This is a genomic window from Rathayibacter sp. VKM Ac-2857 (genome assembly GCF_013205025.1).
In the GTDB taxonomy this organism is placed as follows: Bacteria; Actinomycetota; Actinomycetes; order Actinomycetales; family Microbacteriaceae; genus Rathayibacter.
Genome location: NZ_JABMLE010000005.1, coordinates 151,101 through 173,532, shown reverse-complemented (window position 1 = coordinate 173,532; position 22,432 = coordinate 151,101). Strand labels below are relative to the sequence as shown.

Genomic DNA, 22,432 nt, shown 5'->3' with positions numbered 1-22,432 from the left:
ATCCGAGGGGATCCCGCAGCCGCTCAGCAGCGCCACCGCGAGCACGACACCCGCACCCTTCCTGCTGCGATCCGCGAAGGTCATCCGCGCCCCTCCTGACATCGAGCGTCCCGTCGAACGCCTTACCGTACCGACTCGCCGTGCCGCAGCGGCGCGCGCTCCCACCCTGCAACAGCCGGCGGCGTCACCCGAACGCACAGGCGCTCTGACGACATCGGAGCACGATTCCGGCGCGAGCGGCACCCCCTTGGACGAGAGGCGGTGTGGTGGTGACCCTAGGTGGCATGACGTCTCAGAGGAACCTCCGCTCTTCAGGCCGCGCCGACTCCCAAGGAGGACGATGATGGTGGTTCTTCACGACGACTCCCTGTCCTTGCTGACGCGCGGCTACGGCTTCGGTGCCCAAATCTGGCGTCGCGCCCGCGCCGACGCTCGAGCGGTGCCCCTTCGTCTGCTGGGACGCGACGCGCTCCTGGTCCGCGGCGCTGAGGCCGTCGACCTGTTCTACGACGACACCCGCATCGCTCGACACGGCGCGATGCCTGCGATCGTGCAGCAGACCCTGTTCGGGAACGGCTCGGTGCACAGCCTCGACGGCGACGAGCACCGGCACCGCAAGGCCGCCTTCGTCGACGTCGCCTACGAGGACGCAGAGGTCCAGCGGCTGATCCCCCTGCTCGAACGGGAGTGGCGGATCGAGCAGGAGGCGTGGCTGGCGGACGGAACCCGGAGCGCCTACGACGCGGCGGTCGGCGCGTTCGGCCGGGCGAGCATGAGCTGGGCCGGTCTTCCCGGGACTCGGCGCGCGAAGACCCGGTGGGCCGAACGTCTCGCGCAGATCGTCGACGGGTTCGGTGCGCCCTACTCGCCCGAGTACCTCCTCGCCGCCGCGAACCGGCTGTGGTCCGACCGGCACGCGGAGCGGCTCATCGAAGCGGTGAGAGGCGGCGCCCTGTCCACCCCACCCGGCACCGCGCTGCACGAGTGGGCGTGGCATCGCGATCTGTCGGGGGAGCTGCTGCCGGACCGCCTCGCGGGCATCGAGCTGCAGAACAGCATCCGGCCGATGATCGCCGTCGCCCGGTTCGTCGCCTTCGCCGCGAAGGAGCTCCACGACCGGCCCGAGTGGCGGCAGAGGATCGCCGCCGAGTCGGAGGAGTCCGGCGCGCCGAGAGCGGGCCGGCTCGCGACCGCTTTCGCGCAGGAGATCCGGCGAACGGCGCCCTTCGTGCCGATGCTGCCCGGCTGGGCGATCACGGACGTCGAACTCGACGGCGCCCGACTGCCCGCCGGAGGCCGAGTGCTGCTGGACATCCTGGGCACCGACACGGACGAGCAGTCCTGGCCCCGCGCCGACCTCTTCGATCCCGAGCGCTTCGTCGGCATCGACGACTACGAGTCCGTCTCCGTCTTCATTCCGCACGGCGGAGCGGACGTCGCCACCGGTCATCGCTGCCCCGGGGAGAAGCCGGCCATCGCCGGCCTCGCGACGGCGATCGCCGCGCTCAGCGACCCACGGCTTCGGATCCTGGGCAGCGGGCTGAGCGTGAACCGACGTCGACTGCCGACCAAGCCGACCTCAGGAGGCGACGTGCGATCCGCCGGAGCACCCGCACGCTGCCCGTTCCATTGACCGGAATCCGCAGAGAGGACAAGCCGGCAGTGACAGGGAAGTTGACGCCTACCTCGCTCCATCGGAACTAGGGCGACGCTTTTTGCGACGCGGCAAGTCCCCCCGCCGGACGATGACGATCAAGGCCTCTCTGTAGTGACGGCCCGATCAGCTCGGCTGTACGCGTCGTTTTATTCGTGCTCAGCCCCTCCCTCAAAAGCGTGAGCCATCTCTCGTAAATCGAGAATATGTCAGCACGCGAGGTATGGGCGATGGCTGCTCGGGCTGAGGGTGAGGTCGTCTACGGCAGCTCTAATCGGCGCTCGCGCAGAGCCGCGCGAAGGGCCTGAGCGGGGCAGGTAGCTCGTGACGCTTCGAGGCTTCGGAAGAATCGACCCCATGCCTTCCGACGCCGTCAGCCTTCCCGCCGGCTACACGGTCGTCCGGAGTCGGCTAAAGGAGCAAGTCCGCGAGGCGCAGGACACAGCTCAGCGGACGGTCAACACGCAACGTGATCGAGCTGTACTGGAGCATCGGACGTGAGGTCCGTCGCCAGCAGGACGAGCACAGGTGAAGGAGCGGCGTGGTTGGTCATCTCGCCGATGACCTGCGTGCCGAGTTCCCGACAATGACGGGTTATCGCGCCGGAACCTGCTGTACATGCGATCCTTCGTGGCCGGGTGGGCGGACCTCCGAAATGTGCCACAGCCTGTGGCACATTTGCCGTGGGATCACATCCGGATCCTCATCGACAAGCTCGACGAGCAAGACGACCTCGAGCAACCTCTCATGGACCGGATTGTCGACACCCTCCGGGAACGCGGTGCAGGCTTCGCGTTCGTGGACCGTCAGATGCACTTCGAAGTCGACGACGACGACGTCCACCTCGATCTCCTGTTCTTCCACGTCAATCAGCTCCGGTATGTGGTGGTCGAACTCAAGGCCAGCAAGTTCCAGCCCGAATAGGCGGGCAAGCTCGGGTTCTACGTCGCGCTTGACGACCGCCTACGGCGCCCCACCAGGCCCCGACCGTCCGCATCCTGATCTGTGGCAGCCGCAACGAGCACACCGTCCGCTACGCGCCGACTCGCCCACAGCTGTGTCGACCAACTCCTACGGCACGTCGCTCGCGGAGGAGCGGGCCGCGCTCCCCGACGCGGAGAGCTTCGCCGAAGCCCTCGATTGGGTGTCTGGCGCCGCAAACCAAGAGATCAACCACGACTCGTAACCAGACCCAGGCGCCGGCGCGAAAGAGTGCTTGGTCGCAGAGTCCAACAACCTGTTGGACTCGTCTCGAACTCGTGGACCTCACACCGCGTTCCGCACCGATCCCGGCGTCTTGAAGGGATTGGTGCACGGCATGGAGAAGACGAGTCGCCGGTGACCGTCCCGGCGACCTATCCCGCGCCCGCGTCCCCGAACGCCGGAATCAGGCCCGAAATCGCCGACGTCGCGCGGATCGGCCAATGGCCGAAGGCATTTTTCCCACAGCCTGCTAGCCAATTGAAGATGACCTGCTTCGCGGAGGCCGACCGCTATGTGGCCCATCCCAAAACCCGAGTGTTTCTCCCGTGATGTATTGATGTCAGTTCGAGGAGGAGAGGGTGTGCAGAGAGCGCTCAGTTTGCCGCTCGTGACGGAATGAGCCGAGGGTTCTGTGGCACCGAAGGACGTGGCCGTCGGCGCGAGGATGAGCGGCCGAGCGCTGCCGGCACCCGCCGCTGACCAGCTCCGCTGGTCATGAGGCATAGGGATTCGAGAATGGGGCCGTGAGGCTCGACTTCGAATTCGGAGACGTTCCGGAAGACCCCTCTCTGGGGGGTGCCGTTCCGGAGCTTCCCTTGGGAGCCGCTGTCGGCCCGTCGGTGGCAGGTAGCGTCGCCGACGGTCGTTGCGAACTGCTTCGATCGGCGGGGCCTGCCTCGCGTTCCCCGCGCCGGCCGACCACCTCGGAGCACCTGCCGCACCGGCCCCTCAGCGCCTGCACATGACCGCGCTGCTGCGGCGCAGCAGTCGATGCTCGGCATCCGCTGCTCCGTCTGCGCGCCTCGAGGCGTGCGCCTCGACGTGCTTCGGCTCTCCCCTCCCCTCTCCCTTGGACTTGAATGGACTTCACCACCATGCCCGGAACGGCCCCCACCAGAACCCCCTCGACACGGATGCAGCGACTGGGCACGACGACTGTCCGCGCCGCGGCGATCGCGGCCGCCCTCGCCGTTACGGTGAGCACACTGCAGGACGCGCCAGCCGCCTCCGCGGCGTCGGCCGCCGCCAGTGCTGCGAGCTACGGGCCGGACGGCACGCACTACCCGTCGGACACGCCGGAAATCCGCTCCGGAGGGTCCCGCTTCACTGTGGTGGACGTCGCGGCGTCGGGTCCCGCGATCCGCCGGGCGCTCGACGCTCTCACGCCCTCCCGGATCGCGGCGGGCGCGGTCATCCGGGTGGCGCCAGGGCACATCGCCGATCTGTCGGCCCTCAACGGCTACACGAACAACGGGCGCGTCAAGGTGCTGATCACGGCGCGCGACGGCTTCCAGTCGGTGACCGGCGGCAGCTGGGCGCTCAGGAACGTCACCGGCATCACGCTGATGCGCTTCGACGTCGACGAGGTCGATGTGAAGGGCGCGACGCACTCCTCCTTCGCCTGGCTGCGGGTCGCGGAGAACTGGGTGGGCCTGGCCGCGTCGGCGGGGCTCCCCGTGCGGGACGTCGAGCTCATCGAGGTCGTCGAGCCCGACTCCGCCCTCAAGAACGGCGACTCGGCGCAGATCAAGGCGTACGCGCCGGACGTGCTCAGCGACGTGCTGGTCGAGGGCGGCTACATCGCGCCGTCGTATTACGTCGACGCGCAGTACGGCGGCGCAACGCCGCGCCCGCACACCGACAGCCTCCAGATCGAGGGTGACGGCATCACCGGCCAGGTCACCGTCCGGGACACCGTCGTCTTCAGCTCGAACAACAGCGCCGTCATCATCGGCGGAGTGCGCAACGTCGCGTTCGAGGAGGCGCTCGTCGTCGGCGGCGATGTCGCCGCCCGGCGCTACCCGTTCCTCCGGGGCGGCGCCGGCTACCCGGGAGCGACCAACGGCAAGGGCAGCCTCAGTGCGATTCAGGGGTCAGGGGGCGGGAACGTCGACGCGTCCGGCTCGACCTTCATCGGCTCTCTCCAGCCCACCTGGGACTCCGTCTCGAGCACCCGCACCGACCTCCCCGGCAAGGTCGCGCGCAGCGGCGGCTTCGCCGTCGACGCGGGTCTCAGCACGATGACCGCCGCGCAGCTCGACACGATGAGTACCCGGCCCACCACGGCCTCGCTCACCCGCATCTGGGATGACGTCACCACCTCGGGTACGCCGTCGCCGGCTGCGACGGCGAGTGCGACCGCCTCTCCGACCGCGCCCGGGGCGCCCGTCGCCGACACGACCGCCCCGAAGGTCGCGATCACCTCGCCCCGGGCCGGGGCCGTGCTCAGCGGCACGACGACGGTCACGGTGACCGCCACCGACGACACCGCCGTAACGGGCGTCTCCTTCTACCTCGGCAGCGACAAGATCGGGGAGGCCGCTCGGACGGGGTCGGCCACCTGGTCGATGACGACCGGCACAGCGGGCCTGCGCGGCACCGTCCTGCTCACCGCTCGGGCGACCGATGCCGCGGGCAACACGACGACGAGCGCTCCGGTCACGGCCGTGCTGCGGTAAACCGCACTTCCGGCACCGCCGAGCGGCCCGCCCCGGGCACCATACGGATTCACCGGAACCTCGATCAGCAGGGTGCCCGTCCCGGCCGGTCCCAGTAGCACCGCGTTCACTTCCCACCGCGCGACCATCGTCGGCCGTTGGCCGTCGCGGTTCGCAACGCAACGAGCAACGGCACTAGGACTGCAGACCGCCGGATCGTTCGACGACGTCGTCCGCGAGTGCTTCCGTGACGGCACGACTGCATGAGCACCCGAGCGGCGACCAGTGCGGGGCTCGCCCGCCGTCAGCGGCGCCGGCACCGGAGGTCGATGTCCTTGCGATGAACCTTTAGTTACCGAGAGTGCGTCAGTTGACCAAGCGGCTAAGCGGGCAGTTCAAAACCTGAAAACGAAAACGAAAACGAAAACGAAAACGACTACGACTACGACTACGACTACGACTACGACTACGACTACGACTACGACATTCTGGACACTTTCAAGAGTCCTTTGAACTCCGATGAGGTCGTCTCCTGATCATGACGAGGTCAGTACGCGCGCCGGCGGGGTGCCTGGTGCTTTGCGGCCCGATGGTCAGAGCACGGCGAATGCGGGTGTGATGGACGCGTGGATGTCGGCGGGGATGACGGCCGTGAGGTAGCGGTCCTCGAGGTGGGCGCCTACAGCGATGACGTGAGGAGCGATGTTGACGCGGTAGCTGCGGCAGAGTTCCCCGTTGATGCGCAGCGGGATTCCTCGGTGGACGTCGTACTCAGCTAGTGGTGCACCTCGGACGGTGCGGAGCCGCTCCGCACGCGGCTGCCGGGGAGAGAGTGCGCGGAGGTAGTCGGTGATGTGTGCCTCGAGTCGAGCCTCGAGGGGGTGGGTCCGTTCGGCGGGGATTGGTAGAGAGGTCCGCACTGCTTCGAACAGGGTCGGGTAGCGCAGGCGGCGGATCTGATCACGCATCCACGCGGGCAACGCCGACGTTTCCGCGCGCGCGATCGCGGCCTGCTGCTGCCGGTTAAGGTCGACGAAGTTGCGGGCGTCATCTGGCCGGGCGGGGTGTCGGTAGAAGGTGTAGGACATGCTCACAGCGACCACTCGCCCACTCGCACGCGTGGAGGACGCAGCGAACGCTTCGAGGTGCGGTTGCGGCGCGAACGAATAGACCGGGCCGGGAAGTGTTGCCGCGACCTCGTGGAGAGTCGGCGGCGCCGGCACGTCGCGGTCTGGTGGCTCATTCATGCCGCGGCCTGCTGCTACTGACCGTTGAGGATCTGCCGCGCGAGGATCGTGATCGGCGTGCTCGTTGACCGCGATCGGCTCCGAAGGACCTCGAACGCCTGCTCCACGGTGATGCGGTTGGCGTAGGCGAGGACACCCTTGGCCTGTTCGATGATGACCCGGCTGTCCAGAGCTCGCTGCAACTGCGTCTGCGCGAGAGTGCTCTCACGAAGCGCCCGCTGTTGCAGGATGCCCACCGTGGCGACGTCTGCGAACCCTTGAACGACGGCTATGTCATCCGCGTCCAGGGTTCCGGCGTGGCCTTGGAAGAGGTTCAGGGACCCGATGGTGACACCGTGAGCGCGCATGGGCACGCAGTGCGCGGCGTGAAAACCCAGCTCGGCCGCCCGCTCACGAAACTCGGCCCACTGCTCTCTAACCGCCGTGATGTCGGGCACGATGACCGGCTCACCGCTCGTGTAGCTGTCGATGCAGGGGCCGGCGCTGTCCAACTGCAGCAGCTCGATCAGCCGAGTGTCCTCGTCCGTGGACGCGAGAACCTCCAGAACGCCGCCCGCGTCGGCGAGGACGAGACCAGCGGACACGGCGTCGAACAGCATCGCGCTTGCATCGACGAGGGTCAACGCGAAGTCGACGACGTCGTAGTCCTCGACGAGAGTGTTGGAGAGGACGACGAACGTGTCGATGATGCTGCGTTCGCGGGAGGTGGTCACCACGGGTCCTCCTGAGCGGCGAGGGGGCTGTCGGGAAAGGCGTCTCGACGCTTCACAATGTCTTCGGCGACGTCCATGACGGAACGGTCGTGGGCGAACGCGTGAGCGCGCAGAAGCAGCAGCGCGTTCTCCGATGTGGTGCCGTAGTGGGCAAGGAGCATGCCGGTGGCCTGGTAGACGATTCGCCGGGAGGCAGGATTGCTGCTCTGCTCCTCCCCGCTGTCGCGCAGAACAGCCGCGAGTACGCGCAGGGACGTCCTCGCGGACGCGGCCATGATGTCTTTCACAAGCGTGTCGCTGAGCAGGCCGGGGGTGCGGGAGTAGACGTCGACGGCGCCGATCGAGAGTCCTGCGAAGACGAGCGGGAAGGCGAACACCGCCCGGATGTCGATGCCGCTGACCGCGTCGGCGAACAACGGCCACCTGGTCTCGGCGCTCGTGTCGGGGACGAACATCGGAGCGTCAAGGGTGATGGCGTCCCAGCAGGGACCTTCTCCGAGGTCGAGCTGGATCTCGTCCAGACGCGACGCAGTGGAATCACTCGTCGCGATTGTCTCGGCGCTGAAGGAGCTTCCGATGGTGGAGATCGCGACACCGTCGATAGGGAAGCCGCGCAGGTACGGTTCGCAGAGAGCAGCACCATCCATGGCCCCCACCCTAACCGCGGGTAGCGGGCGCTGCTCGCGCAGCTGCTGCACGACATTGCGGGCGAGACCCGGATGGATGGCGCCCGGCGGATCAAGAGCGGCGAGCAGATCATCGATGACAGGTTCCACGGGATCGCTCACAATCGGAACCTCTCAGCCGGCGACCCACGACCGCTTCCCGATCCACTCACATCGCGAACGGCCGGAGATCCACCGCACAGGGTCCGGGCGCGACGAACGATTCACCTCGACGGTAAGAGACGACATTTTCAGAGTCGAGACGCTTGACTTCCGCCCTCGCCTTCCTCGCTACAGTCCGAAACGCCGCGTGACCGGCACTTCTGGCGTGCGTGCTGCACTCAGTCGGTGTTGGTGTCGTCGACATCGTTGCCGATGATCGCGAGCGATGAGTACTTTGTCACCAGAATGAGGGCACTGTTCGCGCGCCCCTCACCATGGTGACCTTCACCCACTGCGGCATGTCTGCGGCGAGGACGGCATCGACCTCGGCTTGGAACTGCTCGGTCGTGCTGTCGAGGACCGTGTAGGGCGTGCCGTTGTAGAGGATGTCGACGCGTTTCATCGGTGCGGCTCGCGTTCAGGGGCTCGGAGGTGCTGCGTGTCGGGTTCGGTGATCACGAACAGGCCTCCCGCGGAGTTCGCGAGGTCGGTCAGAGTGTTGATCCATGCGGGATTGATCGCGGGCATTCGACCACCGAAGTACTTGTAGCGCAGCGACTGAGACGCGTGCAGCCAGATCGCGCTGCGTCCATCGCCCATGCTGTGGTCATCACGCCAGCTGAGCAGGAACGATTCGTTGCGGCGTAGTTTCGCGGTGATCACGATCTGCAGATGAGCGAGGACCCTGTCCTCGAAATCGATCTCGACCGATCCGTCGTAGTGCAGCTTGCCCATCGGCGCCTCCACCCTCAGTGCAGGCCGCCAAGCACCCGCCAGAACAAGGCTCTCCTCGGCAGCGGGTTCCGGCAACCGGGACGCCAGCCGGGTCGCGGGTCTGCTATGGCCCTGTCGAGGCGGGGCAGGACTGTCAACCGTCTCGCCAAGTGCAACAACCGCGCAGACCATGGGCGACATGAAGCACATCCTCTTCGCCGACAAGACCGTCCTCGTCGGAGACGACGCCGCCGACGCTCTCGTCGAATACGCCGTCGCCCTCGCCGCGAACGACACCGCCGACCGAGTGGACTACACCGGCATCGGAGCAGACGGTGCAACGATCCAGGTGTCCTTCCTCCTCAACGCCGGCGCATCACTCGTCGCCGAAACCACGCCCTCCGACCTCCCCGAACCAGACGATCACGCAGAGATCGCGCGGATCCGCGAACGCGTCGACGCACTCACCGGCAACCATCCAATCCAACCTGATGGCGATGCGATCACCTCCGATTTCGACCTCGAACGCCAGTTCGATCTCTGACCACGCCATGAGCGCCCTCAGCCACCCCAACCCTCGCCCGAGCAAGGACGCCACCGTCCCCTCAGCTCGCGACCTTCCGCTCTGGGTCCACCAGGCCCGCAAAGAGCCGCAGATGGCGGTGCTGCAAGGACGCGTCTTCGAGATCGGAAGTCCCGACGTCGTCAGCGACCTGATCCTTCTCACCGTCTGGCAGGCAGGCCGACCAATCGGGCACATCCTGCGCGACCACCCGCTGAGCTACCGCTCCTCCACCAGCCTTCGAGCATCCGCACCGCAACCTGTGCAGAGCATCGAGGATCTCCTCTCCCTCCTCACCCTCACCTCGACGACGAGCTCTGCCGATGCGAGGCGGACAGCCCATGGCTGAGACCGCCCCCCTCCACATCGGCTTCCGCTTCTGCGAACCCAGCCCTGACGGCGCTACCGAATGGACCATCAGCGCCCTTCATGGCGACACCGTGACAGCACGAAGTGGCACCAGCGCCGAACGGACCTTTCCGCAAACCTTTGTCAGAGCCTGCGCGGACGCGACAACGAAGGCTGTGAGCGCCTTCGAATGAAGCGGTAATCACCCGGAACCTCTTGCCGTGCAGCAAGATCCCTACCCTTGCTCGTGACACAGCACCCGCTCACTGACCGACCGTGCGGCGTCGCTGCTAAGCGCATCGAATCAGACTGGAGGCGGCCGGCAGCGCCACTACGGACGAGGTCCTCATCATCGGCGAGGGCGCGGCGTTCGTGAGGCGACACCGCTCGACTACACACACGTTTCGAGCGCGCCGCACTCGTGCATGCCTTCACCGAACCCGGAGCGACCGTCACAGACGTCGGCGGCGTGCCCACGCTCGCCCCGTACGGCGCGCTCACCACCTTGCCCGTCGACTAACGTTGACCCGACTCAGCACCCCCCCGCTGACGTCGGAAAGCCCCCGCTCGAGCCTTCGCTCGCGGGGGCTCTTCCGTTCCGACCAATGGGCAGCCTGGGCAGCTGGTTCAGTAGGATCCGATTCGTGGATGACTACGAATCGCAGCTCACCAGCATCTTCACCAAAGTCGAGCAAGGCGTCGACGGCGACGACGGCGCGAAGGTGAACGTTGACCATCCAGAGATCCTTCACGATCGGATCCACGACTGCTACGAAGCCGTCATGGCCATGACGTCAAAGGGGCAGCCCAACATTCGAAAAACGGTCGGCGGCACATTGCCGACGGACTGGCAGAAGGTCATCTACGCGAAGCTCGACGATGCAGTCTTTGATCTTTCGATGGACGATCGTCAAGGAGCCGCAGACAATCTGTTCGAAGCTCTCGAACTTGCCTCGCTCGCCAGCGGTCGCAGAGCGCCGAACATCAACTAGCGCTACAACCGGATCATGACGCCGGCTCTGCCACTCGAGCAGCAACCGAGCGAGAGCTTTGGTGTGCAGGCTCACGTCGGGGTCAGCTTTCCGTCAGTACTGACCTCCTCCCACGCGATCCACCTCATCGGAACTCACGCACTCTTGAACCGGGTGAAGTGCGGGCTCGGTCACCCACAGACGCCCCCTGTCCACCTGTGCACAGCCCAGCTCTCGCTGGGGCTGGCCTGCACACAGGTGGACAGCGGGACCCCGACTGAATTGCGTCCGAACGGGGAGTGAGGACTCGACGCGAGCAGCCTCAAACTCGAGTCACTACGGCCGCAACCAACGGGGTCTACCGTGCCGTCGCCGGACGCGAAGGCCCGTTCGGATTGATCCACGCCCGGATTCTTGACGACAAGGGAATCGACTTCGGCCGGGGCATCGGGGACCTCGACGGCTGAGCACCCAGGCCAGGATGGTCACATGACAGAAGCTTCCCACCGCCCCTCACTGGCGGACGTGGCGCGTCTCGCTGGTGTGGCCCCTGTCACGGCATCACGGGTTGCAAATGGGCAGACCAATGTCGTTCCCGCGACGCGGCAGGTCGTGCTGGAGGCGATGCGCGCCCTCGGCTACCGGCCCAACAGCGCGGCTCGTGCGTTGAAGAGCGGAACATTCCGCACCCTAGGGGTCGCCTTCTTTGATCTAGGCACCTTCGGGATGATGCGGACCATGGACTCGATCGCCACTGCAGCGGCGGAGGCGGGCTACGCCATCACGCTGGTGCCGGTCTCGGCACCGAGTCAGATCGGGCTCAACGGCGCCTTCACCCGCTTCGGCGAGCTGACGGTGGACGGCCTCATCGTGGTCGTGGAGACGTACCTGCGGGACACGGCGCAGCTGGTCCTCCCCGAGATCCCCCGCGTGCTCGTCAATGCGGCCGCCGGAGCGCACGGGCCCGTCGTCGACGCTGATCAGGCGGGCGGCGTGCGCGCCGCCGTGCAGCACCTGCTCGAGCTCGGGCACCGCACGGTGCACCACATCGCCGGACCCCGCGGCTCCTTCGCGTCCGAGCGCCGCGAGGCGGCCTGGCGGGAGGCGCTCGTCGAGGCCGGCGCGTCCGTGCCGCCCGCCCGCTACAGTAACTGGCGCTCCGATGGCGGGTACCTGCACGGCGCCGCCCTGGCCGAGAGCGGGGACTGCACGGCCGTGCTGGTCTCCAGCGACGAGGCCGCGCTGGGCGTCTACCGCGCGTTCGCGGAGCACGGTCTGCGGATCCCCGAGGACGTCAGCGTGGTGGGCTTCAACGACATCCCGCAGGCGCAGGACTTCTCGCCGCCGCTGACGACGATCCGGCAGGACTACCGGGCGGTCGGAGTGAAGTGCGTCGAGCTGCTGCTCGAGCAGCTGGCCAACGGGGTCAGCGACGATCCCATCGTCGAGCTGGTGCCGACCTCGCTGATCGTCCGGGCGAGCACCGCGCCGCCCGCGACCCGCTAGGCCACCGTGGGGCGGATGTGGCCGGTCAAGCTCATGTTGGTCGCGGCCAACGCTTGCTAACCGAGCTTCGAGAGAGTGTCAACCGACCAGGCGGAATTCGACACCGATCGGATAATTGAGAGGTGTCTCGAAGTACTCCGGCATCATTGGTCAAAGGTCAGCACGTCCGCCTCGTTCGCTATCTGAATACGCGCGACGGCTGGACCTATGAAGTCGTGCAGGGTCAGCTCGAGCAGCGTACGACATCGGGCTGGCATGTCTGGGTGGTCGACGAGTTGCGCGAACTCCCCGAGACGGAGTGGTCCCTCTACCGCCCCTGACGGCGTCTCCGCGGAGAGCCGACAGAAGGCTCCACGGTAGGACTGAAGATTCCACAGTAGGGCGACCCCCTTCACCTCCCACCACCGTGCTTTGCCATTGGTCGGGTGTCCGTCAACCCTCCTGCGACGCTCGGTCGGCGCGCGGTGTCATGACGCATGCGCAGTACCGCCCTCGATCCCGACGCCCTCGCCCAGGTCCTCCGCGAGCAGCGCGCCGACTACCGGGCGCTGTTGACGGAGTGGGTGTCGATCCCGTCGGTTGCGGGCATGCCCGAGCACGCGGGCGACCTGCGGCGGTCGGCCCAGTGGCTGGTGCGCGCGTGCCGCGAGGTGGGCTTCCCGGAGGCGGAGATCCTGCCGACCGGGGAGTCGTTCGCGGTGCGGGCGCGGTGGGCTGCCGCGGATCTCGAGGCGCCGACCGTCCTCGTCTACAGCCATCACGACGTGCGGGCGGCGAAGGCCGAGCAGTGGAGCGTCACGTCCCCGTTCCAGCCGGTCCTGCGCGAGGGCCGCCTCTACGGCCGCGGCGCGTCGGATGCGAAGGGGCAGGCGCTCGCGCACGTGCGGTCGGTGGCGGCACTGCTGGCCGCGACGGGCCTCGAGGCGCCCCCGGTGACCCTGGTGCTGCTCATCGAGGGCGAGGAGGAGCTCGGCTCACCGGGCCTGAACGCCCTTCTGACCGAGCACTACACGGACCTGCGGCCCGACGTCGTGGTCTTCTCCGACACCCTGCAGTGGCGGGCCGGGGAACCGGCGATGTGCACGAGTGTCCGCGGGATGCTGCCGGTGCACGTCGAGGTGCGGGGGACGCTGCACGACGTGCACAGCGGCGCTGTCTCCGGCGCGGCACCGAACGCTGCGCTCGCCCTGGCCGACGTCCTCGCGCGGCTCCACGACGCCGAGGGGCGCATCGCCCTGCCCGGGTTCTCCGACTCGGTCCCGGAGATCACCGAGCAGCGGCGGGCCGAGCTCGCCGCCCTGACGTTCTCCGAGGCGGACTGGCTGCGCCGGTCGCACACCCGGGTCGTCGGCGGCGAGCCGGGCTACTCCGTCCTCGAACGGCTCTGGGAGCGGCCCGCTCTCGAGGTCGTCGGCCTGCTCGCCGGCGACCCGACCGGCATGCCGCGGGCCGTCATCCCGTCCGGCGCGACCGCGGACATCAGCATCCGCACGGTGCCGGGGCAGTCGGTGCACGAGGCGGGCGAGCAGCTGCGCGCCTTCGTCCGCGACGCCCTCGCTTCGGGACTGGACGTCGAGGTGAGCGTCTCGGACAGCACCGCGCAGGAGGGGTACCGCACGCCGTGGACCTGGTGCAGCGACGCCCTCGAGCAGGCCATGCGCCGCGGCTACGGCGTGACGGAGGTGAAGCGGATGGGGAACGCGGGCGGCGGCCCCGCTGAGCTGCTCGCCCGCCGGTTCGAGGCGCCCGTCGTCTTCTTCGGCACCGGCCTGCCCGAGGACAACTGGCACGACAGCGACGAGAGCGCCGACCTCGACGAGCTCCTGCTCGCCGTCGGCGTCCTCGCCCACCTCTGGGTCGAGCTCGCCGACGGACCCGCCGCCGAGGAGACACCGTGACCAGCCGCGCCCGAACCTTCGGCGTCGAGGAGGAGTACCTCCTCGTCGACTCCGCGACGTTCCTTCCCGCACCGATCGCTCCCGCGCTGCTGCGCTCGGCGCACGGCGCGTGGAGCGGATCGCTCACGGCGGAGCTGAAGGCCGAGCAGATCGAGGCGGTCGGCCGACCGCAGCGCTCGCACGCCGACCTCCTCGCCGGCGTCCTCGAAGGGCGCTGCGCCGCCGATAACGCAGCGAGGTCCGCCGGAGGCCGCGCCGTCGCGCTGGCGACGAGTCCGGCCGCCTTCACCCCGCACCTCTCCGAGGACGAGCGCTACGGCCGCATCGCGGAGCACTTCGGCCTCACCGCCCAGCAGCAGTTCACCTGCGGGCTCCACGTGCACGTCGGCATCGACTCCCCCGAGGAGGGCATCGCCGTCCTGGACCGCATCCGCGGCTGGCTGCCGGCGCTCCTCGCGCTCAGCGCGAACTCCCCGCTCGACCACGGAGCCGACACCGGCTACCAGAGCTGGCGCTACCAGTCCTGGGGCCGCTGGCCCACCGCCGGCCCCGCGGACCTCTGGCAAGACCTGGCGCACTACCGCCGCGTCGTCACCGCGCTCACCTCCTCCGGCGCCCTCCTGGACGAAGGGATGCTCTACTTCGACGCGCGACTCTCCCGCACCCACCCGACCGTCGAGGTGCGGATCTCCGACGTCCCGCTCCACCCGGCGGACGCAGCGCTCATCGCCGTCCTCGTACGAGCGCTCGTCGAGACCGCCACCCGCGAGGCCCTCGCGGGTGTGCCGCCCCTGCCGATCCCGACCCCGGTCCTCGCAGTGTCCTCCTGGCTCGCGAGCCGTTTCGGCACGACCGGAGACCTGATCGACCCGGTCAGCGGCTGCCCCGTCCCCGCACGCACGATGCTGGCCCATCTGGTCCGTCACGTCCGAGACGCCCTCGAGGAGGCCGGCGACAGCGACACGGTGTCCTGCTCGCTCGAGCGGATCCTCCACCGCGGTACCGGAGCCCAGCGGCAGCGGGAGATCTGGCGCAGCAGCGGCGACCCAGGTGCCGTGATCGCCGACGCCGCGCGCCTCACCCGAGGCGAAGGCATCGTGGCGTCGGCCAGAAGCGGGTCGTGAGGCAGTGATCGCCCCGTCGTCGTCTGCCGGAGATGTGCGTTCGCCGCAACCCTCTTGAGCGTCTCGTCGCACTCAAGGAAATTTAGAGCATGAGAAAGTTGCACTACTCAAGCGGACATCTGCTCGTCGGAGATCTCACCTGCAAGGCGGTCCTGCGCTACGCGAGAGCCCTCGCCGACGTCGGGAAATCGGATGTCATCTCCGTCCCCGTCCTGACCGAGGGTGGTGGCCGCGCCTACGCCCATCTGCTGATCGGTCCCGCGAGCCAGCTGTGGTCGGTGCCGGTCGACAGCAGTGAGGTCGAGGAACCGGACGACGCGGAGGCGATCGCGCACATCGAGCAGGAGACACGTCGCATGCAGCCCGCGCGGCCCTCCTGGAACGAGGAGATGACCGACATCCCGCCCCTCGACTTCCTGGACTTCCAGGACACGGCAGATCTGGAAGCGGCCCAACGCGACCCTCAGCCCTGAGCGCAATACTCGCCCGGCGCCAGCACCGGTGGCCTTGCAGGGCAGGCGGCACAGAAGCATCAGCTTCTGCGCGACATTCGACCTTGTGAGGACTCGTCTCTCCCCGACGTCGGCGCGACCGCCGAGTTGAACGTCGGCGGCAGTCCTCGAGTGACGTCTTCTTGCCTTGGTGAGGGCCGTACTCGTTCGCAGTACTCTCGCGCAGTCCTGAACCCCATGCTCGCCGAGCAGATGCGAGCGGTGACCGCGGCAAGGAGGCGTCGCCCTGACCGCACATGGGCCGGCGATGCACCGGAACGGCACTGGTCGGCCAGTAACGGCGCCCGTCGTCGACAGCACTTATCTCCTAGTGAGACTGAAGACATGCAAGTGACGAAAATACGAATCGATGGTCAGTTCTTCTACCTCCACGAGGACGTCGACATCCCCGCGCTGAAGGAGGAGATCCTCCAGGCGGCGGCTGGACCGCCCGCGTTCATCACCTTCCGCACGCACGGGTACGGGGAGGTGTCGGTGTTGATGGGTCCGCAGTTCGGAGTCCGCTTCCAAACGGAAGACCACAGCGTCGACGAGGTCACCGCGTGGGAGTGGGAGCCCCCCGTAGCGGATGACTTCCACTTCCTCCCCGAAGCGACGCGTTCTGCCCAAACCGACCCCGGTCTGCAGCGATCTGATCCCTCAGCCGCGTAGAACGCTGCCAGGGTCGGTGCCGAACTCCGAACGATGCAGGGCCGCGAAACGGCCCGCGTTGCTGAAACCCCAGCGATGGGCGACTGACGCGACGGAGTCTCCGGCGGCGGGGTCAGAGGCCACGAGCTGCCGGTGTGCGCCGGCGAGGCGCCCCGAGCGCAGGGCCGCCATCGGAGTGGTGTCGAGTTCGCGCCGGAAAGCGGCGGTCAGCCCGCGGGCCGAGAGGCCCGAGGCCGCCGCGATGTCCGCGACGGTGATCGGCTCCGTCAGGTGCTCATCAATGAACGTCATCCCGCGACGCACCGCCGCTCCGACGCCCTCCCGCGAGACCTGCGGGTCGCGCAACTCCATCAGCGTGTTGGGGAAGACTCGCAGCGCGGCGAGGGCCACCTGCTCGAACACCGCTCTTCGCACCAACGGCGACGCCATCGCCTCGTCGTCGCGAAGAAGATCCCGGTTCAAACTGCGCACCGTCGCCCGCCAGAACCGCTGCAACACTGCAGAGACCGGAGCGATCCCGGTGAAGGCGAACACGAAGGCCTCGGACCCCGCGAGCTGCGACGCGAAACGCTCCACCTCCCGCAGATCGAGGTTCACACCGCCCAAATGCACGTCGTCCCAGGTGGCCTGGAAGGCACGGGGTGGGATCAAGAACGGGCGACTCGTGTCGATGTCCGTCTTCCCAGCCGACATCGACAGCCCTCCCCCGATGAGATGCCCGATCGTGACGACGCCTGTCCCGTCACTGATCCCCGACGAGTTGGGGCTCCTGAAGCGGTACCGGATCGTGCTCAGCACCTCGGCGTCGACCACGTCGAGATCGAAGTGGAACTCGCCATCCCGCGCGCGCGAGAGCTTCGCGCCAGGGAAGAACGGACGCAGCACCGGTGCCGCCTCCTCTGGATCCGACGCTGCGAACGCCGACCGCACGAGCTGCTTCATACGTCCACGCTAAATCAGCAACTCTCGCGTCTGAATGCTCTTGCGCTCGCCCGGCTCGACTGCAAGAGACTCAGTCATCGCAGGCGGGTGGCAGAACACAGGCCTCTGGCTCTGCTGAAGGTCAGCCGAGGTCTAAGGGTTCTACGTCGTCAGCTGGGTTACTCCGACGCGAGTAGCCGATCGGGGAGAAGTACGACCGATTCCCAGAGGATCAGGCGCGTCGAAGAGAGGAGAGGCAAGAAATGGGAGCGCTATACGCGCGCGCCACACGGCGCTGAGCTGGACCGGCGGAGATCGTCATTGTTCCGCGTCGTCGGAACCGTTCGGATCATCGAACTCGTTCGTGATGATGGTCAGCGCCGTGTGCGGAGTGATCAGAATCAGGGCAGAGTTGACGCGCCCCTCGCCGTGGTTCACGGTGAGCCACTGCGGGGTGGCTGAAGCGAGGGCGGCGTCCACCTCCGCCCGGAACTCGTCGACAGTACGATCGCTCACCGTGTACGGCGTCCCGTTGTAGACGATGTCGAGCCGTCGCATCAGCGGCTCTCCCGGTCGACTGTGCGGACGTACTCGGTGTCGGGCTCGGCGATGACGTAGAGGCCGCCGGAGGAGTTGGCGAGATCGGTGAGCGCGGCGACCCAGGCCGGGTTGATGCGGGGCATCCGCCCGCCGAAGTACTTGTAGCGCAGGCCGACCGCGGGATGCAGCCAGATCGCGCTGCGGCCATCTCCCATGCTGTGGTCGTCGCGCCAGCTGAGCAGGAACGACTCGTTGCGGCGCAGCTTCGCGGTGACGACGATCTGCAAGTGCGCGAGCACTCGGTCCTCGAAGTCGATCTCGACAGATCCGTCGTAGAACAGCTTTCCCATCGGCGTCTCCAGCCTGCATCACGACAAGCAGGCGCCCGCCAATCCCTTATTGTGCCCGAAAGTCGGCATTCGGAGCGGGGCCATCCTCCTCGCGTGGTCGACGACGAACGCTCAGCCGGCTGGCAAGCAGAAGCTGAACGCCTAACCGACGATCCCCCTCCGTGACATCAGAGGAGCGAATGGCACCCAGCGGAGGAGCATTCTGCGGGTTACCCCGTACTAATGGCGCGGTGGTCCTGCGTGGATGCGCTGTCAGGCGGTTGGGTCGCTGGCGCTTGAAGTCACGCGTTCGATTTCGGCCTCGGGCAGGATGACCAGCCCGCGATCGTTGTGGGAGGTTTCGAGCATGGCGACGACCCAGGGCTTGTTGATGGTGGGGGGGCGGCCTCCGGAGAAGCGGAACTGCAGCGGGATGGACGGGGCGATCCATAGTGAGGCGCGTCCGGAGCCCTGGTCAACGCCGATTGGCCAGGACAGCAGGAAGCTCTCCTGCCGACGCAGCTTCGCGGTCAAAGCGAGCTTCACGTGCGCGAGGGTGCGGTCGTCCATCTCGTAGACGGTTCCCGGTCCGTAGATCAGCTGTCCCACACTTGTAGTGTGGCATAAGCAGTACTCGACGAACGTCGCCGAGTCAACACGGTCCCCCGTTAGGCCGCGCTCCATAACCTGACCATGCCGGCTACCGTTCCAGCAAAGCCGGGCACGAATGGGGAAACCATGTTGCACGTGATGATGTCGGGTAGGACGTACCTCCTCGCCGCGGATGCGACGATGGAGCAGACGAAGCAGGCTGTTCTTGACGCCGTCCGCGCAGCGCCCGCGTTCCTCTCGCTGCGGACGATCCTCGGCGGTCAGGTTGAAGTGCTGGTCACGCCGACCAGCACGGTGGTGCTCGAGCAGCACGACGAAGCACCACTTCGCGTGATCGCGCACGACATGTCTGCGGAGCACGACTACGACGACCTGTATGGCCTGGACTACGTCTAAGCAGCTGTCAGGTCATCCGCCCGAATCGGGTGCTCTCTGCGCCCACAGCAGCGGACACTGTCCGGTTGGCAGATACGTGGTGCACGAGCTGCGAGAGCTGCCCAACGCGGAGTGGTCGATCTATCGGCCATGAGCCTTGACCATGGAGATTCAGCTCTGCAGATCGGTCAGCGGCTCTGACCCCTCATGCGGCACCGAGATAAAGATCGAGGTCGAAGGCGGTACTCGCGTCCCAGCTGATCTCGGCGACGACGTTTCGGGGCGCCGTCAGCTGGTTGAGGCCACGGTCGATGTCGATGCCGGTATCAGAGCGATCCAGAGAACCTTCCGGACTGCGGGTCCCGACCACGGCGAGGGGAACACCGAGGCCGACGATCAGCACCAGCTGGTACCTGCTCCATGATCTGGGGGTTCTCGTCGAGGCGCGCCTGGATCAGCGGCGTCAGGATGGCGCCGGGCGCGATCGCGTTGACTCGAACGCCCTGCTTCGCATATTCGAGCGCGACCGACCTCGTCAGTCCGAGGACTGCGGTCTTCGCCGCACTGTAGACCGCCCGGGTCGGCATGCCGATGAGCGCCGCGCTGGAGGCGACCCGCGACATGATCCTCTACTGAACAGCCACGGTCACGGAACGCTCGACGCCCGGCTATTAGAGCGCTTCCTCGCGACGTGCGGTGCCCCGCATGGCCGCGGAGGATCGTTCCCAGGAGTTGGCGGCTTCTCCGGAGGTCGAGTGGTTCGATCGGCCTGGCGGTGAGCCGGCGGTCGTCGTTCCCTGGTCACCGAATTGAGCCGTCGACGCCGCTCGATGGGTCGGATGCATTGAGCGCGCGCTCGACTATTCGTCTCCGCGTGTCGAGCACATTGGCTCCACTGCCGTTCCCGGACTCGACGCCAAGCCCGTGATCGATCTGCTCCTCTCCGTACGTCACTTGGACATTGAGGCTGGCTACCGGCCGGCACTGGAATAGCTGGGACTCGTCCTCCGCTCGCGAGAGCCCGGCCACCGTGTCTCACCCGCCCCCCGCCGCAGACCACCCACGTGCAGTCCACATCCACGTCTACGCCACCGGCTCCCCGCAAAAAGCTCAGCAGCTGCGATTCCGTAACCCGTTGCGCCGCGACCCGGGCCCGGCCGCGGAGTACGCCGAGCTGAAGCATCGCCTTGCACGGAGGTCCGACAGGACCAAGGCGCCTACAACCGACGTAAGACAGCCTTCATACGACGCGTCATCGACGATTGAACCGAGCGCGAGAAGCGCTCCGGCGTTCAGGGGGCACTGACTGCTGACCGACGTCCCCTTGGCGGATCGCAGAATATCGGCTGCATAGAGAGGGTTGGGCCTTTAGCGATTGGTCCATTCGCCGGTGGCGAGGTACTGCACCTTCTGGGCGATCGAGACGGCGTGGTCGGCGAAGCGCTCGTGATATCGGCTGGCAAGCGTAACGTTGACGGTGTCGGCCGCGGTGCCTTTCCAGCGTCGCCCGAGGACGGTGTCGAAGACGCTCGCGTGCAGCTCGTCGATCCGGTCGTCGTCGGCGCGCATCTCCTCGACCAGAGCGATGTCTTCCGTTCGAAGGAGCACCAGGAGCTTCTGGGAGATGTCGATGTCCAGCCGGCCCATTTCGGTGAAGGTCTGTCGGAGGCTCTTCGGTATCACCCTGTCGGGGTAGCGGAGGCGTGCGAGCTGCGCGATGTGCTCGGCGATGTCTCCCATCCGTTCGAAGGACGCGCTCACTCGGAGGGCCACCACGACGGTGCGCAGGTCACGGGCGACGGGTTGCTGCCGGGCCAGGATCGTGAGCGCCAGCTCGTCCAAGCCTGTCGCGAGCGCGTCGATGCGGGGATCGTCAGCGATGACCTGCTCGGCAAGCGCGAGGTCTGACGTGGTGAGCGCCGTCGTGGCATTGCTGATGGCCGTGGTGACGAGCTCGGACATCTGAACGAGGCCCTCCTGCACTCCGCGCAGCTCTTGCTGGAACATCTCGCGCATGAGGAGCTGCCTTTCGTCGGGAGGAGCGACAGGGTGGGAGCTGCACGGAACCCCTGTGCTCCGCGGCTGGCCGGGAGAACGAGGTTTCTCGGCCCGAGGAGGGAGTGATCGCTTCTCCTCGGGCCTTCGTCTGCCTCCTCCGACCCGAACGGACGAGGCAGAACATTTCTCCTGCGTCGTGCAGGTCGGCCGGCGCCGGAACCGCGGCGCACCTGTGCTCGAGGGGCGCCGCCGGTGGACTCAGCTGCGTGAGTGTCCGGAGGAGCCGAGCGCGCGTGCGGCGTCGGCGACGCGGGCGGCCATGGCGGTTTCCGCGATCCGGCCCCAGGAGCGGGGGTCGTAGACCTTCTTGTCGCCGACCTCGCCGTCGACTTTGAGGAATCCGTCGTAGTTCGTCAGGACGGTGTCGGCGACGGAGCGGGAGAACGCGTACTGGGTGTCGCTGTCGATGTTCATCTTGACGACTCCGTTGGAGACGCCGGTGGAGATCTCCTGCGGCGAGGAGCCGGATCCGCCGTGGAACACGAGGTCGAGGGGTGTGTCCGCGGTGCCGAACTTCTCCTGGATGCCGTGCTGGACCTCACCGAGGAGTTCGGGGCGGAGCGTGACGTTGCCGGGCTTGTAGACGCCGTGCACGTTGCCGAAGGTGAGTGCGGCGAGGTAGCGGCCGTTCTCGCCGAGGCCGAGGGCTTCGACGGCGCGGGTGACGTCGCCGAGGGTCGTGTAGAGGGCGTCGTTCGTCCCCTCGTGTTTCACGCCGTCCTCCTCGCCTCCGACCACGCCGATCTCGACTTCGAGGATCGCGTTGATCGCTCGGGTGCGTGCGAGGAGGTTCTGGGCGATCGTGATGTTCTCCTCGAGCGGCACTGCGGAGCCGTCCCACATGTGCGACTGGAAGAGGGGTCCGCGGCCGGCTTGGATCTCCTCCTCGGAGGCGGCGATCAGGGGGAGGACGAAACCGTCGAGGGCGTCTTTCGGGCAGTGGTCGGTGTGCAGGGCGACGGTCACGGGGTAGTTCATCGCCACCTCGGTGGCGAAGCGGGCGAAGGCGATGGCTCCCGCGGCACGGTTCTTCACGGAGTGGCCGGCGAAGTAGTCGGCGCCGCCGGTGGTGACCTGGATGATCCCGTCGGATCCGGCGTCGGTCAGGCCCTGCAGGACGGCGTTGATCGTCTGCGATGACGAGACGTTGATCGCGGGGTAGGCGAAGCCGCGTGACTTCGCTCGGTCGAGCATGTCGGCGTACTGCTCCGGGGTGGCGACGGGCATGG

28 protein-coding genes and 1 pseudogene are annotated in these 22,432 nt (G+C 67.3%); 16 read left to right on the top strand and 13 right to left on the bottom strand.

From position 1 onward, the window contains the following. Positions 1–439: 439 nt before the first annotated feature. The 3 genes from HQQ86_RS20845 (at position 440) to HQQ86_RS20835 (ending at position 5,316) form a co-directional block, all read left to right on the top strand. On the top strand, positions 440–1,633 hold the full coding sequence (locus HQQ86_RS20845) for a cytochrome P450 (RefSeq protein ID WP_367948757.1): 1,194 nt from the start codon (positions 440–442) through the stop codon (positions 1,631–1,633). A gap of 639 nt (positions 1,634–2,272) precedes the next feature. Further along, positions 2,273–2,578, top strand: coding sequence for a PDDEXK nuclease domain-containing protein (locus HQQ86_RS21610; protein ID WP_254072305.1), 306 nt, complete (start codon positions 2,273–2,275; stop codon positions 2,576–2,578). 1,139 nt (positions 2,579–3,717) lie between these two features. Then, positions 3,718–5,316 (top strand): Ig-like domain-containing protein, encoded by a 1,599-nt coding sequence (locus HQQ86_RS20835; protein WP_173290748.1) that lies wholly within the window; start codon positions 3,718–3,720, stop codon positions 5,314–5,316. Between the two features lie 572 nt (positions 5,317–5,888). Here the strand turns inward: HQQ86_RS20835 and HQQ86_RS20830 are convergent. From HQQ86_RS20830 to HQQ86_RS20810, 5 genes are all read right to left on the bottom strand, one after another. Continuing rightward, entirely contained in the window at positions 5,889–6,383 is a 495-nt protein-coding gene (locus HQQ86_RS20830; protein ID WP_173290746.1) for a hypothetical protein, read from the bottom strand. Between the two features lie 173 nt (positions 6,384–6,556). Continuing rightward, positions 6,557–7,258 carry a GAF and ANTAR domain-containing protein gene (locus HQQ86_RS20825; RefSeq protein WP_173290744.1) on the bottom strand — a complete coding sequence of 234 codons (702 nt, stop codon included), beginning with the start codon at positions 7,256–7,258 and terminating at the stop codon, positions 6,557–6,559. Beyond that, positions 7,252–8,043, bottom strand: a complete 792-nt coding sequence (locus HQQ86_RS22265; RefSeq protein WP_173290742.1) for a GAF and ANTAR domain-containing protein — start codon at positions 8,041–8,043, stop codon at positions 7,252–7,254. Before HQQ86_RS22265 ends, HQQ86_RS20825 begins: the two co-directional genes overlap by 7 nt. 277 nt (positions 8,044–8,320) lie before the next feature. Then, positions 8,321–8,485, bottom strand: coding sequence for a hypothetical protein (locus tag HQQ86_RS20815; protein ID WP_173290740.1), 165 nt, complete (start codon positions 8,483–8,485; stop codon positions 8,321–8,323). After that, positions 8,482–8,817: an ATP-dependent DNA ligase gene (locus HQQ86_RS20810; protein ID WP_173290738.1), complete on the bottom strand. Its 336-nt coding sequence runs from the start codon at positions 8,815–8,817 to the stop codon at positions 8,482–8,484. Before HQQ86_RS20810 ends, HQQ86_RS20815 begins: the two co-directional genes overlap by 4 nt. A gap of 178 nt (positions 8,818–8,995) precedes the next feature. On the opposite strand from HQQ86_RS20810, the gene HQQ86_RS20805 reads away from it, so the two are divergent. From HQQ86_RS20805 to HQQ86_RS20765, 10 genes and pseudogenes are all read left to right on the top strand, one after another. After that, positions 8,996–9,340, top strand: coding sequence for a hypothetical protein (locus HQQ86_RS20805; protein WP_173290736.1), 345 nt, complete (start codon positions 8,996–8,998; stop codon positions 9,338–9,340). A gap of 7 nt (positions 9,341–9,347) precedes the next feature. Continuing rightward, a complete protein-coding gene (locus HQQ86_RS20800) occupies positions 9,348–9,707 on the top strand; it encodes a hypothetical protein (protein WP_173290734.1) in 360 nt (119 codons plus the stop codon). Then, on the top strand, positions 9,700–9,900 hold the full coding sequence (locus HQQ86_RS20795) for a hypothetical protein (RefSeq protein ID WP_173290732.1): 201 nt from the start codon (positions 9,700–9,702) through the stop codon (positions 9,898–9,900). Before HQQ86_RS20800 ends, HQQ86_RS20795 begins: the two co-directional genes overlap by 8 nt. A 450-nt stretch (positions 9,901–10,350) precedes the next feature. Next, positions 10,351–10,698 (top strand): hypothetical protein, encoded by a 348-nt coding sequence (locus HQQ86_RS20790; RefSeq protein WP_173290730.1) that lies wholly within the window; start codon positions 10,351–10,353, stop codon positions 10,696–10,698. Between the two features lie 468 nt (positions 10,699–11,166). Further along, positions 11,167–11,316: pseudogene (locus HQQ86_RS21600) on the top strand (LacI family DNA-binding transcriptional regulator); the annotation flags it as partial. A gap of 99 nt (positions 11,317–11,415) precedes the next feature. Next, positions 11,416–12,183 carry a substrate-binding domain-containing protein gene (locus HQQ86_RS20785; RefSeq protein ID WP_254072320.1) on the top strand — a complete coding sequence of 256 codons (768 nt, stop codon included), beginning with the start codon at positions 11,416–11,418 and terminating at the stop codon, positions 12,181–12,183. Positions 12,184–12,659: 476 nt separating this feature from the next. Continuing rightward, positions 12,660–14,081, top strand: coding sequence for a M20/M25/M40 family metallo-hydrolase (locus HQQ86_RS20780; protein ID WP_173290726.1), 1,422 nt, complete (start codon positions 12,660–12,662; stop codon positions 14,079–14,081). Further along, positions 14,078–15,205: a glutamate--cysteine ligase gene (locus HQQ86_RS20775; protein ID WP_173290724.1), complete on the top strand. Its 1,128-nt coding sequence runs from the start codon at positions 14,078–14,080 to the stop codon at positions 15,203–15,205. Before HQQ86_RS20780 ends, HQQ86_RS20775 begins: the two co-directional genes overlap by 4 nt. 89 nt (positions 15,206–15,294) lie before the next feature. Beyond that, entirely contained in the window at positions 15,295–15,678 is a 384-nt protein-coding gene (locus HQQ86_RS20770; RefSeq protein WP_173290722.1) for a hypothetical protein, read from the top strand. Positions 15,679–16,041: 363 nt separating this feature from the next. Beyond that, complete coding sequence (locus HQQ86_RS20765) at positions 16,042–16,368, top strand: hypothetical protein (RefSeq protein ID WP_173290720.1); 327 nt, start codon at positions 16,042–16,044, stop codon at positions 16,366–16,368. On the opposite strand, the gene HQQ86_RS20760 is transcribed toward HQQ86_RS20765, so the two are convergent. From HQQ86_RS20760 to HQQ86_RS20745, 4 genes are all read right to left on the bottom strand, one after another. Continuing rightward, a complete protein-coding gene (locus HQQ86_RS20760; protein ID WP_173290718.1) occupies positions 16,357–17,310 on the bottom strand; it encodes an AraC family transcriptional regulator in 954 nt (317 codons plus the stop codon). The genes HQQ86_RS20765 and HQQ86_RS20760 overlap by 12 nt on opposite strands. A gap of 297 nt (positions 17,311–17,607) precedes the next feature. Next, complete coding sequence (locus HQQ86_RS20755; protein ID WP_173290716.1) at positions 17,608–17,847, bottom strand: hypothetical protein; 240 nt, start codon at positions 17,845–17,847, stop codon at positions 17,608–17,610. Next, on the bottom strand, positions 17,847–18,179 hold the full coding sequence (locus HQQ86_RS20750; protein ID WP_173290714.1) for an ATP-dependent DNA ligase: 333 nt from the start codon (positions 18,177–18,179) through the stop codon (positions 17,847–17,849). Before HQQ86_RS20750 ends, HQQ86_RS20755 begins: the two co-directional genes overlap by 1 nt. Before the next feature lie 252 nt (positions 18,180–18,431). Next, positions 18,432–18,767 (bottom strand): hypothetical protein, encoded by a 336-nt coding sequence (locus HQQ86_RS20745; protein ID WP_173290712.1) that lies wholly within the window; start codon positions 18,765–18,767, stop codon positions 18,432–18,434. 183 nt (positions 18,768–18,950) lie between these two features. On the opposite strand from HQQ86_RS20745, the gene HQQ86_RS20740 reads away from it, so the two are divergent. Continuing rightward, on the top strand, positions 18,951–19,166 hold the full coding sequence (locus tag HQQ86_RS20740; RefSeq protein ID WP_173290710.1) for a hypothetical protein: 216 nt from the start codon (positions 18,951–18,953) through the stop codon (positions 19,164–19,166). Positions 19,167–19,350: 184 nt separating this feature from the next. Here HQQ86_RS20740 and HQQ86_RS20735 read toward each other — a convergent pair whose 3' ends face one another. Both HQQ86_RS20735 and HQQ86_RS22260 read right to left on the bottom strand, forming a co-directional pair. After that, the gene (locus HQQ86_RS20735) at positions 19,351–19,548 is read right to left on the bottom strand and encodes a hypothetical protein (RefSeq protein ID WP_173290476.1); all 198 of its coding nucleotides are present in this window, start codon (positions 19,546–19,548) and stop codon (positions 19,351–19,353) included. Next, a complete protein-coding gene (locus tag HQQ86_RS22260; protein WP_173290708.1) occupies positions 19,472–19,768 on the bottom strand; it encodes an SDR family oxidoreductase in 297 nt (98 codons plus the stop codon). Before HQQ86_RS22260 ends, HQQ86_RS20735 begins: the two co-directional genes overlap by 77 nt. 220 nt (positions 19,769–19,988) lie before the next feature. Here HQQ86_RS22260 and HQQ86_RS20725 point away from each other — a divergent pair, with 220 nt between their 5' ends. Then, a complete protein-coding gene (locus HQQ86_RS20725; protein ID WP_173290774.1) occupies positions 19,989–20,138 on the top strand; it encodes a GrpB family protein in 150 nt (49 codons plus the stop codon). 37 nt (positions 20,139–20,175) lie between these two features. Beyond that, on the top strand, positions 20,176–20,451 hold the full coding sequence (locus tag HQQ86_RS22255; protein WP_173290706.1) for a GrpB family protein: 276 nt from the start codon (positions 20,176–20,178) through the stop codon (positions 20,449–20,451). Between the two features lie 62 nt (positions 20,452–20,513). On the opposite strand, the gene phoU is transcribed toward HQQ86_RS22255, so the two are convergent. Beyond that, positions 20,514–21,161, bottom strand: coding sequence for a phosphate signaling complex protein PhoU (gene phoU, locus HQQ86_RS20715; RefSeq protein ID WP_173290704.1), 648 nt, complete (start codon positions 21,159–21,161; stop codon positions 20,514–20,516). A gap of 240 nt (positions 21,162–21,401) precedes the next feature. Beyond that, the gene (gene fbaA, locus HQQ86_RS20710; protein WP_173290702.1) at positions 21,402–22,430 is read right to left on the bottom strand and encodes a class II fructose-bisphosphate aldolase; all 1,029 of its coding nucleotides are present in this window, start codon (positions 22,428–22,430) and stop codon (positions 21,402–21,404) included. Between the last annotated feature and the right edge of the window lie 2 nt (positions 22,431–22,432).